The organism is Pedococcus sp. P5_B7 (genome assembly GCF_054049895.1).
Genome location: NZ_JBFULM010000002.1, coordinates 428,576 through 443,658 on the forward strand (window position 1 = coordinate 428,576; position 15,083 = coordinate 443,658).

Annotated in this window: 15 protein-coding genes; 6 read left to right on the forward strand and 9 right to left on the reverse strand. The window is 70.6% G+C overall.

What is annotated here, in order from left to right; translation table 11 throughout:
- The first annotated feature begins 57 nt into the window (after positions 1-57).
- Both ACXJKD_RS04855 and ACXJKD_RS04860 read left to right on the forward strand, forming a co-directional pair.
- Positions 58-1,260: an LOG family protein gene (locus ACXJKD_RS04855; protein ID WP_457253299.1), complete on the forward strand. Its 1,203-nt coding sequence runs from the start codon at positions 58-60 to the stop codon at positions 1,258-1,260.
- Positions 1,257-1,775: a DUF1990 family protein gene (locus tag ACXJKD_RS04860; protein WP_457253300.1), complete on the forward strand. Its 519-nt coding sequence runs from the start codon at positions 1,257-1,259 to the stop codon at positions 1,773-1,775. Before ACXJKD_RS04855 ends, ACXJKD_RS04860 begins: the two co-directional genes overlap by 4 nt.
- A gap of 88 nt (positions 1,776-1,863) precedes the next feature.
- Here the strand turns inward: ACXJKD_RS04860 and purU are convergent, their stop codons facing one another.
- The 6 genes from purU to pyrH form a co-directional block, all read right to left on the reverse strand.
- Positions 1,864-2,748, reverse strand: a complete 885-nt coding sequence (gene purU / locus ACXJKD_RS04865; protein ID WP_457253301.1) for a formyltetrahydrofolate deformylase — start codon at positions 2,746-2,748, stop codon at positions 1,864-1,866.
- 30 nt (positions 2,749-2,778) lie between these two features.
- Positions 2,779-3,972, reverse strand: coding sequence for a monooxygenase (locus tag ACXJKD_RS04870; protein ID WP_457253302.1), 1,194 nt, complete (start codon positions 3,970-3,972; stop codon positions 2,779-2,781).
- A gap of 19 nt (positions 3,973-3,991) precedes the next feature.
- Complete coding sequence (rlmN, locus tag ACXJKD_RS04875) at positions 3,992-5,245, reverse strand: 23S rRNA (adenine(2503)-C(2))-methyltransferase RlmN (protein ID WP_457253303.1); 1,254 nt, start codon at positions 5,243-5,245, stop codon at positions 3,992-3,994.
- A gap of 60 nt (positions 5,246-5,305) precedes the next feature.
- Complete coding sequence (locus tag ACXJKD_RS04880; RefSeq protein ID WP_457253304.1) at positions 5,306-6,241, reverse strand: phosphatidate cytidylyltransferase; 936 nt, start codon at positions 6,239-6,241, stop codon at positions 5,306-5,308.
- Positions 6,242-6,264: 23 nt separating this feature from the next.
- Positions 6,265-6,822: a ribosome recycling factor gene (gene frr / locus ACXJKD_RS04885; protein WP_056922567.1), complete on the reverse strand. Its 558-nt coding sequence runs from the start codon at positions 6,820-6,822 to the stop codon at positions 6,265-6,267.
- Between the two features lie 87 nt (positions 6,823-6,909).
- Positions 6,910-7,662 (reverse strand): UMP kinase, encoded by a 753-nt coding sequence (gene pyrH, locus ACXJKD_RS04890; RefSeq protein ID WP_056922566.1) that lies wholly within the window; start codon positions 7,660-7,662, stop codon positions 6,910-6,912.
- Between the two features lie 143 nt (positions 7,663-7,805).
- Between pyrH and ACXJKD_RS04895 the strand changes: the two genes are divergently transcribed.
- Positions 7,806-9,767, forward strand: a complete 1,962-nt coding sequence (locus ACXJKD_RS04895) for a M13 family metallopeptidase (RefSeq protein ID WP_457253305.1) — start codon at positions 7,806-7,808, stop codon at positions 9,765-9,767.
- A gap of 8 nt (positions 9,768-9,775) precedes the next feature.
- Here the strand turns inward: ACXJKD_RS04895 and ACXJKD_RS04900 are convergent, their stop codons facing one another.
- Positions 9,776-9,964: a hypothetical protein gene (locus tag ACXJKD_RS04900; protein WP_457253306.1), complete on the reverse strand. Its 189-nt coding sequence runs from the start codon at positions 9,962-9,964 to the stop codon at positions 9,776-9,778.
- A 102-nt stretch (positions 9,965-10,066) separates the two neighbouring features.
- On the opposite strand from ACXJKD_RS04900, the gene ACXJKD_RS04905 reads away from it, so the two are divergent.
- A complete protein-coding gene (locus ACXJKD_RS04905) occupies positions 10,067-10,534 on the forward strand; it encodes an iron chaperone (protein WP_457253307.1) in 468 nt (155 codons plus the stop codon).
- A 78-nt stretch (positions 10,535-10,612) separates the two neighbouring features.
- Here ACXJKD_RS04905 and tsf read toward each other — a convergent pair whose 3' ends face one another.
- Together tsf and rpsB are read right to left on the reverse strand one after the other, a co-directional pair.
- A complete protein-coding gene (gene tsf / locus ACXJKD_RS04910; RefSeq protein WP_457253308.1) occupies positions 10,613-11,443 on the reverse strand; it encodes a translation elongation factor Ts in 831 nt (276 codons plus the stop codon).
- Between the two features lie 98 nt (positions 11,444-11,541).
- The gene (rpsB, locus tag ACXJKD_RS04915) at positions 11,542-12,591 is read right to left on the reverse strand and encodes a 30S ribosomal protein S2 (protein WP_457253309.1); all 1,050 of its coding nucleotides are present in this window, start codon (positions 12,589-12,591) and stop codon (positions 11,542-11,544) included.
- Positions 12,592-12,878: 287 nt separating this feature from the next.
- On the opposite strand from rpsB, the gene ACXJKD_RS04920 reads away from it, so the two are divergent.
- Together ACXJKD_RS04920 and ACXJKD_RS04925 are read left to right on the forward strand one after the other, a co-directional pair.
- Complete coding sequence (locus tag ACXJKD_RS04920) at positions 12,879-13,742, forward strand: GDSL-type esterase/lipase family protein (protein WP_457253311.1); 864 nt, start codon at positions 12,879-12,881, stop codon at positions 13,740-13,742.
- Between the two features lie 55 nt (positions 13,743-13,797).
- A complete protein-coding gene (locus ACXJKD_RS04925; RefSeq protein ID WP_457253312.1) occupies positions 13,798-15,054 on the forward strand; it encodes an MFS transporter in 1,257 nt (418 codons plus the stop codon).
- Positions 15,055-15,083 lie beyond the last annotated feature (29 nt).

Sequence of the window (15,083 nt, forward strand, 5' to 3'; positions counted from 1 at the left end):
CGACTCTAGAAGGCCGACCACGGACCAGGCGCTCGACGACCTGTCTAGAGTCACACCATGCAGGGCGACCGCGACGGCACCGCAGACCTCCATCCCGAGGTCGAGGACCTCGACGACCTCGATGCCGTGCTCGACTCCGGCCGACCCCTGACCGGGCTTCGCTTCCAGGACCTCGACCTCACGGCACACGAGGACCGCTTGCTCGCCCGCACGGACCTGGAAGGGCTCGTGGTGCTGGGAGGTCGGCTGTCCACCACCCTCAGCGCGCACTTCGGCGCGCACCGCGCGCTGGTGTTCCCGACTGACCCGCATGCGCCCGTCGACCCCTACCGCGCCACGCTCTACACCGCCGCCGAGCTCTACGCCGGCCTCGACGACGGCGGGTACGAGTCCACGCCGGACTTCCTTGCCTACCAGTGGATGCGCGACGGCGCGCTGCACCACGACGCGTTCGTCACGCTCCTGCGCGCCATCCACGACGACTCGATCAGCGACGCCCTCGACGAGTTCACGGCAGGTCGACCGGTCACGGGCGTCATGGGAGGGCACGCGCTGGCTCGGGGCACGACTGCGTATGCCGCGGCGGCACGGCTCGGTCGGTCGCTCGCTGCGGCGGGTCTGGTCGTCGCCACCGGTGGTGGGCCCGGCGCCATGGAGGCCGCCAACCTGGGCGCGCTGGCCGCCGACGAGCAGTCGCTCGGCACGGCCCTCGACCGACTGGCCGCCGTGCCGACCTTCCGCCCGTCGGTCGCCGACTGGGTCTCCCTCGCGTTCGAGGTGCGCACCGAGCTGCCCGTCTCCGACGACCGCCGCAGCCTCGGCATCCCGACCTGGTTCTACGGCCACGAGCCGCCCAACGTCTTCTGCGACGGCATCGGCAAGTACTTCTCCAACGCGATCCGCGAGGACGGCCTGCTGGCCCGCGCCGCCGCCGGGCTCGTCGTGCTGGAGGGGGCAGCCGGGACGGTGCAGGAGATCTTCCAGGCCGTCACGCCGTTGTTCTACGCGCCCGCCGAGTCGACCCTCGCGCCCCTTGTGCTGGTCGGCCAGGAGTACTGGTCGGAGACCGTGCCGGTGTGGGCCGCGGTGCGAGCCCTGGGCCAGGAGCGGGGCATGGACGCCGTGGTGTACCTGGTCGACAGCCCCGAGGAGGCGGCCGCCATCATCCTCGACCGAGCTCCTGGCGGAGCGGCTGACCAGGCGCCCGACCGAGCGGCTGACCACGCGCCCGACCCGGCCGGCCGGGGCGGGTCTTCGTGAGGCTGGCGGACCTGGCCCACCTGGAGCTCACCTACCAGCCGCGCGGCCTGACCCTCGACGGACCTCTCCCGCCCGGGTTTCACCACCTCGAGGTCGAGCGCCGGCTGGGAGCCGGCGACGCGGCATACCGATCGGCCAGTGAGGCGCTGATGACCTATGCGCCGCAACGCGGGCTCGGACTCCGGCCTCGGGCCACGGCCCGTCGGGCCGCCGTCGGGGTCGATGTCCTCAGCCGGCTCGTCGGGCTCGGGGTCCCCTGCCGGATCGTGTGGACGGTCGAGGAGCAGGACCGCACCGGGTTCGGCTACGGCACCCTCGAGGGGCACGTCGAGAGTGGCGAGGAGGGCTTCCTGGTTGAGCGGCGCGGCGACCACGTGTATGCCGTGGTGCGCGCCTACGCGCGCGCCGACCGCTGGCTCACCCGGCTCGGCGGGCCACTGACGTGGCAGCTCCAGCGGGGCGCTGCCCACGGGTACCTGCACGCCCTCCAGCGGGCCGTGCGCCAGGATGGCTGAAGGCCCCAACGCCGGAGCCTCGTGACCCTGCACGTCCGCGACGACTCGATCGTCGGCGTGACCAGCCCGCCGGGCTCAGGCCGCCTGCTCAGTCGAAGACGATCGTGCGGCGACCGCGCAGCACCACCCGGTGCTCGGCGTGCCAGCGCAATGCCCTCGCGAAGGCCATCGCCTCGAGCTCCTGCCCCACCGAGGCGAGCTCGGTCGGGCTCATCCGGTGGTCGACGCGGCGGAAGTCCTGCTCGATGATCGGCCCCTCGTCGAGGTCGGCCGTGACGTAGTGGGCGGTCGCCCCGATCACCTTGACCCCGCGGTCGTGGGCCTGGCTGTAGGGCTTCGCGCCCTTGAAGCTCGGCAGGAGCGAGTGGTGGATGTTGATGATCCGCCCCGGGAAGTCGGCGCACAGCCCGCTCGACAGGATCTGCATGTAGCGCGCCAACGCGATGGTGTCGGCGGCGTAGAGCTCGACCAGGCGGCGCAGCTCCGACTCGGCCGCCGGCTTGGTGTCCGGCGTGACCGGCACGTGGTGGAACGGGATCCCGTGCCACTCGGCGAGGCCGCGGAAGTCCTCGTGGTTCGAGACGATCGCGGGCACGTCGAGGGGCAGCGACCCGCTCTCGACCCGGAACAGCAGGTCGTTGAGGCAGTGACCCTGCTGGCTCACCAGCACGAGCACCCGCCGCCGCTGGGACAGGTCGTGCACGGCATAGGTCATCGCGAAGTCCGTGGCGACGTCACGCATCGCCGCGTCGAGCTCCTCGACCGCGAGCGCTGAACCCTCCCGGGCCAGGTGCATCCGCAGGTGGAACTCCCCCGCCGTCGTGTCGGCGAACTGCTGGCTGTCGAGGATCGTCATCGACTGCTCGAGCATGATCCCCGACACCGCGTGCACGATGCCCCGGCGATCGGCGCACGAGACGGTCAGGACGAACTCGCGTCCCGGCTCGACGGCTCCGACGGGGTGGGCTCTCACGCGGGTCAGCCTAGGTGCGCAGCGATGGCGCTAGGGCCGGGTGACCATGACGATGCCGAGGCACATCTCGTCGGTCGTGCCTTCGCCCCAGACGACGTAGCGCTCCGGCAGCCCCTCGAACGACGGCAGCAGGTCGCGCAGTCGCTGGTCGTGGGTGCAGGAGACGGTGAGCGTGTCGCCCGGACCCACCTTCATCGCGGGCTGCACCGGCCGGCTGCCCTGGTCGTCGAAGTCCCAGATCGGGATGTCGAGGATCGTGCGCTCGTCGGCCTTGCCCTGGTTGACCGTGACCGAGATCTTCGTGCCCAGCAGGTGCATGTGCCCGGCCACCGCGCGGATCGTCGAGGCCTGGGTCACCGGTCGCGTGCAGGTCTGGGTGGGGCCGGCCTTGTTGCCGGGGCAGAGCAGGTGCAGCGCATCGCCGGTGCGGCCCGCGGCGACCCCGAAGCGTTGCTGCACGTCGGCCATCGCAGCCGTCCGGTCGCACAGCGGACCGGGGTGCGCGGGTCGGCACGGGACCTCCACCGGCGCCGGCAGCAGCACCGTCTGGAGCGTCTTGCGCTGCCCGTCGTCGGCCGCCACCCGCAGCTTGGCGGCGCTCTGGTCGGGCGTCTGGCCGGCGAGGAGGTTGTAGTGGACCTGCATGATGATCCGCGAACCGGCCTCGACCGGCATACCGAGGTCGGGGGCGAGCACCCGCTCGCCACCGCCGGGTGCCCACGCACCCAGCCACGGGGCGCCGTTCAGCCCGGCACCCTGGCTCTCGACGCCGGTGCCACCGAAACAGGTCCAGCCCTGGCCCACCTGGAGGCGGTCCATCTCCTCGGCCCGGGCCACCTTGTCGGCCGGCACCCGGAACAGGATGACGTGGTGGACGACGTCGGGGTTGCCCGGCAGGACGTTGATGCCTGTCACGACCGACTTGGCGGTGAGGCCGGGGTCGAGCAGGAAGCAGCGATAGTCGTCGGTGCCCGGCGGCGCCGGCGCCTTCGGGGTGTATGCCGTGGGCATCCGGAGCGTGACGAAGCGCTCCCCCGCGCGCAGCGGGGCCTCGGGCGGCGCCTTCACCGGGACGCTGTGGCCGTGGGGCGAGGTGACCAGCGGGGCGGGGGCAGCCTGGCCCTCTCGACCCGCGAACGCCCCCGTGAGCACGACGGCGAAGGTCGCCGCGACGGCCGTGACAGCCGTGGCAGACACCACCAGCGCCAGTCGGCGTGAGCTCACCTGTCGAGTCTAGGCAGGATCACGCCGTGGAGGCAGCGAGTTGGCCGCAGGCGCCGTCGATGTCCTGACCTCGGGTGTCGCGGATCGTCGTGGGGATGCCGTGGGCGCGCAGCCGCTCGACGAACTGCTGCTCCACGCCCGCCCGGGAGGCGGTCCACTTCGACCCCGGTGTGGGGTTGAGCGGGATCGGGTTGACGTGCACCCAGCCACGGCCGCGGGCATTGAGCTTCTTCCCGAGCAGGTCGGCACGCCAGGCGTGGTCGTTGATGTCCCTGATGAGCGCGTACTCGATGCTCACCCGACGACCGGTGACCTCGTAGTAGCGGTGGGCGGCGTCGAGGGCTTCGTCGACGCTCCAGCGGGTGTTGATCGGCACGAGCTCGTTGCGCAGCTCGTCGTCGGGCGCGTGCAGCGACAGCGCCAGCGTCACCGGGATGCCCTCGGCGGCCAGCTTGTCGATCGCCGGGACGAGGCCCACGGTCGACATGGTGATGCCACGGGCGGACATGCCGAGCCCGTCGGGTGCGGGGTCGGTCAGCCTGCGGATGGCTCCGATCGCCGCCTTGTAGTTGGCCAGCGCCTCGCCCATGCCCATGAAGACGACGTTCGAGATGCGGGTGGGACCGGTCGGCCCGGTGCCGCCCTGCGGGTCCTCGGAGTCGTCCTCCTCGCCCAGCTCGGCGACGTGTCCGTCAGGGGCAGCGTCGGCGAACGCGCCGCGAGGCACCCCGACCGCCGCGAGCTCACCGCTGCGCAGGAGCCTGGCCCCCCTGACGACCTGCTCGACGATCTCGGCGGCACTCATGTTGCGGGTCAGCCCCGCCTGGCCGGTGGCGCAGAACGGGCAGTTCATGCCGCAGCCTGCCTGGCTGGAGATGCAGATCGTGACCCGCTTGGGGTAGCGCATCAGGACCGACTCGACGATGGCTCCGTCGTGCAGCTTCCACGCGGACTTGATGGTCATGCCGTCGTCCGCGGTGCGCTGCACGAGCGGGGTGAGCAGGTTCGGGAGCAGGTCGGCGACGAGGTCGTCGCGGATCGCCTTGGGCAGGTCGGTCATCTCCTCGGGCGACTCGACGAGCCGCTCGAAGTAGTGAGTCGACAGCTGCTTGGCGCGGAACCCCTTGTGCCCCAACGCCTCGACCGCTTCCTTGCGCTCTGCCGGAGAGAGGTCGGCCAGGTGGCGCGGCGGCTTGCCCCGACGCGGGGCGGAGAAGGTCAGCTGTCCCGGCTGGGGACGCTCGCTGGTGGGCGCGGGGAGGTCGGTGGTCATGGTGCGCCCAGTCTCTCAGGTGTGCGCCCTGACCTCACACTCGCAGGACCCGCGGCGGCCTCAGCCCGGGGGGACGACCCAGGCCAGCAGGGCCCACGCGACCGGCGCGACGACCACCAGGGAGTCGAGGCGATCCATCACCCCGCCGTGCCCGGGGAGGATCGTGCTCATGTCCTTGATGCCGAGGTCGCGCTTGACCGTCGACTCGGTCAGGTCTCCCACCGTGGCAGCGATCGCCGTGCAGGCACCGAGCAGGGCACCGCCCCACCAGGGGCCGTCGAGCAGGAGCACGACGACGATGGCGCCGCCCACGACGCAGGTGAGCACCGACCCGGCGAAACCCTCCCAGGACTTCTTGGGGCTCACCGAGGGAGCCATCGGGTGCCGGCCCAGCAGCACGCCGAACGCGTAGCCACCCACGTCGCTGAGCACCGTGACGAGGATGAACACCACGATCCGCCGGGCACCGTCGTCGGCAGCCAGCATCAGGGCGGCGAAGCCGGCCAGGAACGAGGGGTAGACCGCCACGAAGAAGCCACCGGCGATGTCGCGCACCGCGTCGAGCACGCCATCGGCGATCCGCCACAGCAGGATGCCGACGCAGGTCAGCCCGACCGTGATGATGAGGGCCTCTCCCCCACCCACGTAGGCGGACACCAGCATGCTCACGCTGCCGACCAGGCTGGGCACCAGCGGCACGTGGATCGAGACCTGGGCCAGCGCACGCCGCAGCTCCCAGACACCGACGACGATGGCCGCGATGACGATCCCGAGCATCAGCTCCTTGCGCAGGATCAGCGAGCCGATGATGAGGATCCCCAGGCCCACGCCGACACCGATGGCCGCCGGCAGGTTACGGCCTGCCTTCGACGGCTGCTGGGCCGGAGCGCTGGCGGCACGACGGGTGGGCGGCCCCGCAGGCGTGCCGGAACCCCCGGCACCGGGATCCGGGTGGGCGGCCTCGCGCCGCGAGCTACGGGAGTATGGCGTGTTCATTCCTTCGTGGTGGGGCGAGCGGCTCAGACCTCGAGCAGCTCGGCCTCCTTGCCCTTCAACAGCTCGTCGACACTGTCCACGTACTTCTTCGTCGTCGCGTCCAGCTCCTTCTCGCCGCGGGTGCCGTCGTCCTCGCCGACCTCGCCGTCCTTGACGAGCTTGTCGAGCTCGTCCTTGGCCTTGCGGCGGATGTTGCGGATCGACACCTTGGCGTCCTCGCCCTTGTGCCGCGCGAGCTTGATGTAGTCCTTGCGCCGCTCCTCGGTGAGCTGGGGCAGGACGCAGCGGATCATGTTGCCGTCGTTGCTGGGGTTCACGCCCAGGTCGGAGTCGCGGAGGGTCTTCTCGATCTCCGCCATCGCCGACTTGTCGAACGGCGTGATCAGGATGGTGCGGGCCTCAGGGGTCTGGAACGACGCCAGCTGCTGCAGCGGCGTCGGGGCGCCGTAGTAGTCGACCATGAGCTTGTTGAACATGCCCGGCGTCGCGCGACCCGTGCGGATGCCCGCGAAGTCCTCCTTGGCGACCTCGACGGCCTTCTCCATCTTCTCTTCGGCCTCGAGGAGAGTCTCTTCAATCATGTCCTGCTCCTTCTCGGGCGCTCCCCCGGAGGGGCTGCGCCGGTCGTGGTGTGGTCAGTCTGGTGGGTGGGTCGGCGTGCCGCCGACTCAGCCGGGGGTGACCAGCGTGCCGATCCTCTCACCGCGCAGCGCCCGGACGACGTTGCCCTCGCCCTCCATGCCGAAGACGACCATGGGCAGCTTGTTCTCCATGCAGAGGCTGAAGGCCGCGGCGTCGACCACGCGCAGACCCTGCTGGAGGGCCTCGGCGTAGCTGATCTCGTCGAGCTTCTTGGCGTCGGGGTTGGTGCGCGGGTCGGAGTCGTAGACCCCGTCGACGCCGTTCTTGCTCATCAGCACGGCGTCGCACTTGATCTCCAGTGCACGCTGCGCCGACACCGTGTCGGTGGAGAAGAACGGCATCCCGGCTCCGGCGCCGAAGATGACCACGCGGCCCTTCTCGAGGTGGCGGATCGCCCGGCGCGGGATGTAGGGCTCGGCGACCTGACCCATCGTGATCGCGGTCTGGACCCGCGTCTCGATGCCCTCCTTCTCGAGGAAGTCCTGGAGCGCGAGGCAGTTCATCACCGTGCCCAGCATGCCCATGTAGTCGGCGCGGGTCCGGTCCATGCCCTGCTGCTGCAGCTCGGCGCCCCGGAAGAAGTTGCCGCCACCGATCACGACGGCCACCTGGATGCCCTCGTTGACCGACTGCGCGATCTGCTGGGCGATCCCGCGGACGACCTCGGGAGCCAGTCCGACCCGGCCACCGCCGAAGACCTCGCCGGAGAGCTTGAGCAGGACCCGTCGCCGGGGGGTGGTGGATCCGGCTGGGGCGGTCTGCTCGGGGGCAGAAGTCACGACAGATCCTCCTGGAGGTGTGGGGCGGTCACCGAATCCTTCCACACTCCCGCGGGACGCACGCCGCCGGTTGCACGCCTGTCCGTCGTGCGTGGCAGGGTGTCATCGCAAGGTCCATCGACGCACTGAAGGAAGACACGCGCATGAGGTCAGGCATCCTCCCCGGTCACCGTGACGACTCGGTCCGCCCCCAGGACGACCTGTTCGGCCACGCCAACGGCACCTGGGTCCGCGACACCGAGATCCCCTCCGACCGGGGCCGCTACGGCACCTTCGACATGCTGCGGGAGCAGTCCGACGAGCGGGTCCGCACCATCATCGAGCGGGCCGCCGCCGACACCGACGCACCCGCCGGCTCGCCGACCCGCAAGGTGGGCGACCTCTACCGGTCGTTCATGGACGAGGCCAGGGCCGACGAGCTGGGCCTCGCGCCGATCGCCGGCGACCTCGCCGCCGTCGAGCAGATCGGCAGCCTCGACGACCTGTCCCGGGTGCTCGGGCGGCTCCAGCGTGAGGGCGGGCCGGGCCTCTTCGACTTCGGGGTGGCGCCGGACGCGAAGAACCCCGAGGAGTACGTCCTCTACCTCGGCCAGGGCGGGCTCGGCCTGCCCGACGAGTCCTACTACCGCGAGGAGCGGCACGCCGCCATCCTCGCGGCATACCTCCCGCACGTGGCCCGCATGCTCGACTTCGCGGGCATCGGCGACGGGTCCACGGACGAGGGCTCACCTGCAGCGCGGGTGGTCGCCCTCGAGACGCGGCTGGCCGGGCACCACTGGGACAACGTCGCGACCCGCGACGCGGTCAAGAGCTACAACCCCTTTGGGTATGCCGCGCTGCAGGGTCTGGCTCCCACGCTCGGGTGGAACGCGTTCGTCGACTCCCTGGGCGCGCGTGACGCCTTCGCGCAGGTCGTCGTGGGGCAGCCCTCGTACCTCGAGGGACTGTCGGCGCTGCTCGAGGACACCAGCCTCGACGACCTCAAGCACTGGCTCGCCTTCCACGTCGTCCGGTCCGCGGCTCCGCTGTTGTCCACGGAGCTGGTCGACGCCGAGTTCGACTTCACCGGCCGGGTCATCTCGGGCCTCCCGGAGAACCGCGAGCGCTGGAAGCGCGGGGTCTCGCTCGTCGAGGGCTCGATCGGGGAGGCAGTCGGCCAGCTCTACGCCGCCGAGTACTTCCCGCCGGAGGCCAAGCAGCGGATGCTCGACCTGGTCGCCAACCTCGTCGAGGCGTTCCGGCGCTCCTTCGAGGGTCTCGACTGGATGGGCCCGCAGACGCGGGAGCAGGCCCTGGCCAAGCTGGCCTCGTTCACCCCCAAGGTCGGGTACCCGGACCGCTGGCGGGACTACTCCTCGCTGACCATCGACGACGACCTCGTGGGCAACGTCCGTCGCGCCAACGAGTTCGAGCTACGCCGTCAGCTCGCCAAGCTGGGCGGCCCGATCGACCGCGACGAGTGGCTGATGCTGCCGCAGACGGTCAACGCCTACTACCACCCGCTGATGAACGAGATCGTCTTCCCCGCAGGCATCCTGCAGCCGCCCTTCTTCGACATGGACGCCGACGACGCGGTGAACTACGGCGGCATCGGTGCGGTCATCGGCCACGAGATCGGCCACGGCTTCGACGACCAGGGTTCGCGCTACGACTCCACGGGAGCCCTGCGCGACTGGTGGACGGAGGAGGACCGGGCCCGGTTCGACGAGCGCACCCAGGCCCTCATCGCCCAGTTCAGCACGCTGTCCCCGATCGCGGCGCCGGACGAGAAGGTCAACGGCGCGCTCACCGTCGGCGAGAACATCGGCGACCTCGGCGGCCTGGCGATCGGCTACTCCGCCTACCGGATTGCCACCGAGGGCCAGGACGTGCCCGAGCTCGACGGCTACACCGGTCCCCAGCGGTTCTTCCTCGGCTGGGCGCAGGTCTGGTCGGGCAAGGCCAGGACCGAGGAGGCCAAGCGGCTGCTGGCGATCGACCCGCACGCGCCCACCGAGGTGCGGGCCAACGCCGTGCGCAACTGCGACGAGTTCCACGACGCGTTCGCTGTCACCGAGGGTGACGGCATGTGGCTCGACCCCCAGGAGCGCGTGCGCATCTTCTGACTCGGGGCTCAGAACCCCGCGTTGCGCAGCATGAACTCGGTGTCGGTGTCCCGGCCCCCGCGGGGGCCGGGACCCGGGTCGACGTCATGCGTCGTGGTCATGTCCTCGGGCGCGATCCGCTCCGGGAGGTGGGTGAAGTCCGGCTGCACCCGCGCCCGCGCGGGTGCGGGTGGCGTGTGCTTCGTTCGTCTCCCCATGAGGTGAGTATGCGACAGAAGTGATCAGTTTTCGAGAAGCGCTCAAGGGGCCTTGGCTCGGAGAATGGTCTCGACAGCCCACCACGACCTCGGGGAGACATCATGCCGACCACGGCCAAGAAGACCACGGCGAAGAAGGCCACCACGAAGGCGGCGCCCAAGATCGCCGGCAGTAAGAGCGGGTTCACCGCCGACGAACGCGCCGCGATGAAGGAGCGGGCCAAGGAGGCCAAGGGCGCCGTCGGCGAGCAGGACCTGCTCGACAAGATCGCCGAGATGCCCCCGGAGGACCGCCAGCTGGCCGAGCGCCTGCACGAGATCGTCACCCAGGCCGCTCCGGATCTCGAGCCCTCGACCTGGTACGGCATGCCCGCCTACAAGCGCGACGGCAAGGCGGTGGCGTTCTTCAAGCCCGCCAGCAAGTTCAAGGCGCGGTACGCCACGTTCGAGTTCAACGACAGCGCGCAGCTGGACGATGGTGACATGTGGCCCATCGGCTACGCGCTCACGAGGCTGACACCGGCCCTCGAGAAGCAGATCGCCGCCTTGGTCAAGAAGGCGGCCGGCTAGGCGCGAGGCCGGCCACGCGGCATACCGACGACGAGGCCCCTCACCAACCGGTGAGGGGCCTCGTCGTGTGGTGTGTGGTCAGCCGCCGACGCGGAAGCGGACGAAGGAGCTGACCTTCGTGCCGGCCTCGGCCAGGACCTTCTCGACCGTCTTCTTGGCGTCCTTGGCGAACGCCTGCTCGAGCAGGACGTTCTCCTTGAAGAACCCGTTGACGCGACCCTCGACGATCTTGGGGAGGGCGGCCTCGGGCTTGCCCTCCTCCTTCGCGGTGGCCTCGGCGACGCGACGCTCGTTCTCGACCGTCACGGCGTCGACCTCGTCACGGGTCAGCACGGTGGGGCTGAACGCGGCGATGTGCATCGCCACGTCCTTCGCGACCTGCTCGTCGCTGCCCTCTGCGCCGACGAGCACGCCGATCTGCGCAGGCAGGTCGGGGCTGGTCTTGTGCAGGTAGGACACGACGATGGGGGCCTCGACGCGGGCAACGCGCTTGACCTCGATCTTCTCGCCGATGGTCGCGTTGGCGCCGTCGAGCAGCTCCTGGACGGTCGAGCCGTCCTCGAGCGAGCTCTTGAGCAGCGCGTCGGCGTCGGCCGCACCCGAGGCGACGGCCTGGGCCAGCACCTGGGCGGCGAGGGCGATGAACTTCTCGCCCTTGGCGACGAAGTCGGTCTCGCACAGGACCTCGACGAGGGTGCCCACGCCGTCACCGGCCTGGGCGGTGACCAGTCCGTTGGACGTGGTGCGGCCCTCGCGCTTGGTGACGCCCTTGAGGCCCTTCACACGAAGGATCTCGGTGGCCTTGGCACGGTCGCCATCGGCCTCGTCGAGCGCCTTCTTGACGTCGAGCATGCCCGCGCCGGTGGACTCACGCAGGGCCTTGATGTCAGCGGCGGTGTAGTTCGCCATGGGTGATTCTCAGCTCTTCTCTCACGGTTGGGCCTGACGGGCCCTGCCAGACGTGGTCGCGTCTGGCAGGGGCCGTCGGACTAAAGGGCAGGTGCGGCTCAGGCCTTGGCGTCGGCGTCGGCCGGCGTCTCGGCAGCAGCCTCGGGAGCAGCGGTCTCCTCGGCGGCGGGGGCCGGGGTGGCCTCCGCGGCGGGGGCCTCTGCACCCTCGACCGGAGCAGCCTCGGCGGGAGCCTCGACCGGAGCAGCCTCGGCGGGGGCCTCGACCGCAGCGGCCTCGACCGCAGCGGCCTCGGTCGGAGCGGCCTCGGTCGCGTCGGCAGCGGCGGTCGCGCCGGCCTCCGGTGCTGCGGACTCCGCGGCCTGGGCGGCGTCGCCACCGAGCAGCTCGCGCTCCCACTCGGCCAGCGGCTCGTCGCCGGCGACGACACCCTCGGCCGGCTCGCCGGACTTGCCGGAGCTGCGGGCGATGAGGCCCTCGGCGACGGCGTCGGCGATCACGCGGGTGAGCAGGGTGACGGAGCGGATCGCGTCGTCGTTGCCCGGGATCTTGTAGTCGACCTCGTCGGGGTCGCAGTTGGTGTCGAGGATCGCGATGACCGGCAGGCCGAGCTTGCGCGCCTCGTCAACGGCGAGGTGCTCCTTCTTGGTGTCGACGATCCACACGGCCGAGGGGACCTTGGCCATGTTGCGGATGCCGCCGAGGGTCTTCTCGAGCTTGTCCTTCTCCCGCTTGAAGATCAGGAGTTCCTTCTTGGTGTAGCCCGAGCCCGCGACGTTGTCGTAGTCGAGCTCCTCGAGCTCCTTGAGGCGCGTGAGCCGCTTGGAGATCGTGTTGAAGTTGGTGAGCATGCCACCGAGCCAGCGGTGGTTGACATAGGGCATCCCGACGCGCGTCGCCTGCTCGGCGATGGGCTCCTGGGCCTGCTTCTTCGTGCCGACGAAGAGGATCGACCCACCGTGGGCGACCGTCTCCTTGACGAACTCGAAGGCGTTGTTGATGTAGGTCAGCGACTGCTGCAGGTCGATGATGTAGATGCCATTGCGCTCGGTCATGATGAAGCGCTTCATCTTGGGGTTCCAGCGACGGGTCTGGTGCCCGAAGTGGACGCCGCTCTCGAGGAGCTGGCGCATGGTAACGACGGCCATGCCGTGTCTCCTTGTGTCGTTGTCAGTTGCGTCGGTGGGCCGCGTGGGTGCGGCCACCTGCCTGGCGCCTGCAACGCACCCCACCGGCATACTCACCGGACTGCTGTGGTGCGCCCCCGTTTCGTCGGCGAGCCGAGTCAGCGGGCGGAAGACGCGCGAAATAGGTCTGCGTGTGCGAGCACACGTGGACCGCCGACCATCGTACGTGCTGAGGGGCCTGCCGGCGAAATCGGTACTACGGGCAAACCCCGATCCCCGGGGCCGGGCCGGACCGGATGATCGCGGGTATGACCCGTCGCCTCGTGGCGGCCATCGGCGCCGCCTTCTTCGCCGCACTCCTGACCAGTGCGTGCGCTGGCGGGGTCGCTCCCTTGTCCGCCCGATCGAGCACCTCGAGCTCGACCTCCACACCTGCGTCCCCGAGCCTGTCGCCGAGCGCGACCGGGCTGCCCTCGGGGACGATCCTGCTCGGGCTGGGAGACTCGGTGCCCGGAGGGGGAGGCGAATGCCACGACTCGGCTGGATCCTGCCGGAGCTACGTGCTCGTGCTCGCAGACCTGGCCACCACGGCGCTCGGCCGACCTGTCACGGCGGTCAACCTGGCCTACAACAACGACGTGACGTCGGCCTCGATGCTGCTCAGCGTCAGGACCGACGTCGCGATGCGTGCGGCCATCGCCAAGGCGGCCATCATCACCATCCAGGTCGGCAACAACGACTGGCAGGGTCCCTGCAGCTGGCCGGGCGCAGCCACCTGCCTCGAGCGGAACCGGTCGGAGGTCGTCGCCACGATCGGCAGGTCCCTCGACGAGATCGCCACCCTCCGCAGCGGGTCGATGGCCGGCGTGCGGGTCGTGACCTACGCCGACACGACCCGGGAGACCGACGACCTCGCAGGCCAGTGGGGCTTCGACGCGGCCACCCAGACCGCCGCCTTCCACGCGATGTTCACCCGGGCCCTCAAGGCGTTGAACTCCTCCACCTGCGAGGTCGCCAGGGAACACCGGGCCCTCTGTGTCGACCTCCTGCCGGCGCTCAACGGTCCGTCCGGGTCGAGGGCTCCCGGTCTGGGCGGCCTGCACCCCGACACCGCGGGGCACCGGAAGATCGCTGCGGTCATCGCCAAGGCCGGCTTCACGGACGTGCCGTGAGGACGCGAACAACGCGGTCGCGAGGCGGTCGGCAGGCTGGCTAGGTTGGTGGCTCGTGAGTGCACTGAGCCGGGTCGTCGACGTCATCGCACCGCCCCGCATGGGCACCCCCTTCCGGTGGAACCTCTCCTCGTCGTGGGTGGCCCAGCTCGGCGACGGCATCGCCCTCGCTGCGGGGCCCCTGCTCGTCGCCTCCCTGACCCGCAACCCCACGCTGATCGCTGCCGCGGCGATGGTCCAGCACCTGCCTACCCTGCTGTTCGGCCTCTACGCGGGCGCCGTCGCCGACCGGGTCGACCGACGCACCCTCGTCCTGACCGCCAACCTCATCCGCGTGGTCGTCCTGGCCCTGCTCGTGGTGACCATCGCGAGCGGGAAGGTGACGATCGCGCTGCTCCTCGGGGTGCTCTTCGCGGTGGGGGTGGCCGAGCTCTTCGCCGACACCGGATGGCGAGCGGTGCTCCCGATGATCGTGCGGCCCGCTGACCTCGGCATCGGCAACGCCCGGCAGATGTCCGCCTTCCTCGTGGCCAACCAGTTCGTCGGGCCGGCGGTCGGGGCGAGCCTCTTCGCCGTGGGCACGGCCGTGCCGTTCGGCGTCCAGGCGAGCGCCCTGCTGTTGGCGGCCGTGCTGTTCAGCCGGGTGCGCCTCCCCCGCGACCTCGGCGAGGCCCGCCCTGAGCAGCACATCGGCCACGACATCCTCGACGGGCTGCGGTGGATCGCCGGCAACGCCCCGATCCGCACCCTGACCCTCGTCATCTTCATCTTCAACGTCACCTGGGGCGCCCCGTGGGGTGTCCTCGTCTACTGGGCCCAGGAGCGGCTCGGCGTCGGATCCGTCGGCTTCGGACTGCTCACCACCTGCTCCGCCGTCGGTGGCGTGACGGCGGTCTTGGTCTACGACCGCCTCGAGGCCAAGGTCCCCTTGGCCCGGCTGATGAAGGTCTGCTTGTCTCTCGAGGTCGTGACGCACCTGTCCCTGGCGTTGACGACGACTCCCGCCGTGGCGATGGCGATCATGGTCGTCTTCGGCGGCTACGCGTTCGTCTGGGGCTCGTTGTCGTCCGCCGTGCGCCAGCGCGCCACCCCGACTGAGCTGCAGGGCCGCGTCGGAAGCGTCTACTGGGTGGGGCTCATCGTCGGGTTGCTCGTCGGCCAGCTCCTCGGTGGGCTCATCGCGACGCACTTCGGGGCCGCCGCGCCGTTCTGGTTCGCGTTCGTGGGTTCCGGCGTCACCCTGGTCGTGGTCTGGCGCCAGCTCGGGCACATCGCGCACGCCGACGAGGCGCAGGCCGAGGAGCACGGGTAGGTCCGCCGCGGACCCGGCCCCGCGGCATA

Bases quoted from the DNA above. Each gene is read 5' to 3' on its own strand.
- rlmN (WP_457253303.1), bottom strand. From the start codon at position 5,245: ATGACCACCGACCTCCCCGCGCCCACCAGCGAGCGTCCCCAGCCGGGA.
- ACXJKD_RS04905 (WP_457253307.1), top strand. From the start codon at position 10,067: ATGCCGACCACGGCCAAGAAGACCACGGCGAAGAAGGCCACCACGAAG.
- ACXJKD_RS04900 (WP_457253306.1), bottom strand. From the start codon at position 9,964: ATGGGGAGACGAACGAAGCACACGCCACCCGCACCCGCGCGGGCGCGG.
- frr (WP_056922567.1), bottom strand. From the start codon at position 6,822: ATGATTGAAGAGACTCTCCTCGAGGCCGAAGAGAAGATGGAGAAGGCC.
- tsf (WP_457253308.1), bottom strand. From the start codon at position 11,443: ATGGCGAACTACACCGCCGCTGACATCAAGGCCCTGCGTGAGTCCACC.
- ACXJKD_RS04920 (WP_457253311.1), top strand. From the start codon at position 12,879: ATGACCCGTCGCCTCGTGGCGGCCATCGGCGCCGCCTTCTTCGCCGCA.
- ACXJKD_RS04855 (WP_457253299.1), top strand. From the start codon at position 58: ATGCAGGGCGACCGCGACGGCACCGCAGACCTCCATCCCGAGGTCGAG.
- rpsB (WP_457253309.1), bottom strand. From the start codon at position 12,591: ATGGCCGTCGTTACCATGCGCCAGCTCCTCGAGAGCGGCGTCCACTTC.
- ACXJKD_RS04880 (WP_457253304.1), bottom strand. From the start codon at position 6,241: ATGAACACGCCATACTCCCGTAGCTCGCGGCGCGAGGCCGCCCACCCG.
- ACXJKD_RS04895 (WP_457253305.1), top strand. From the start codon at position 7,806: ATGAGGTCAGGCATCCTCCCCGGTCACCGTGACGACTCGGTCCGCCCC.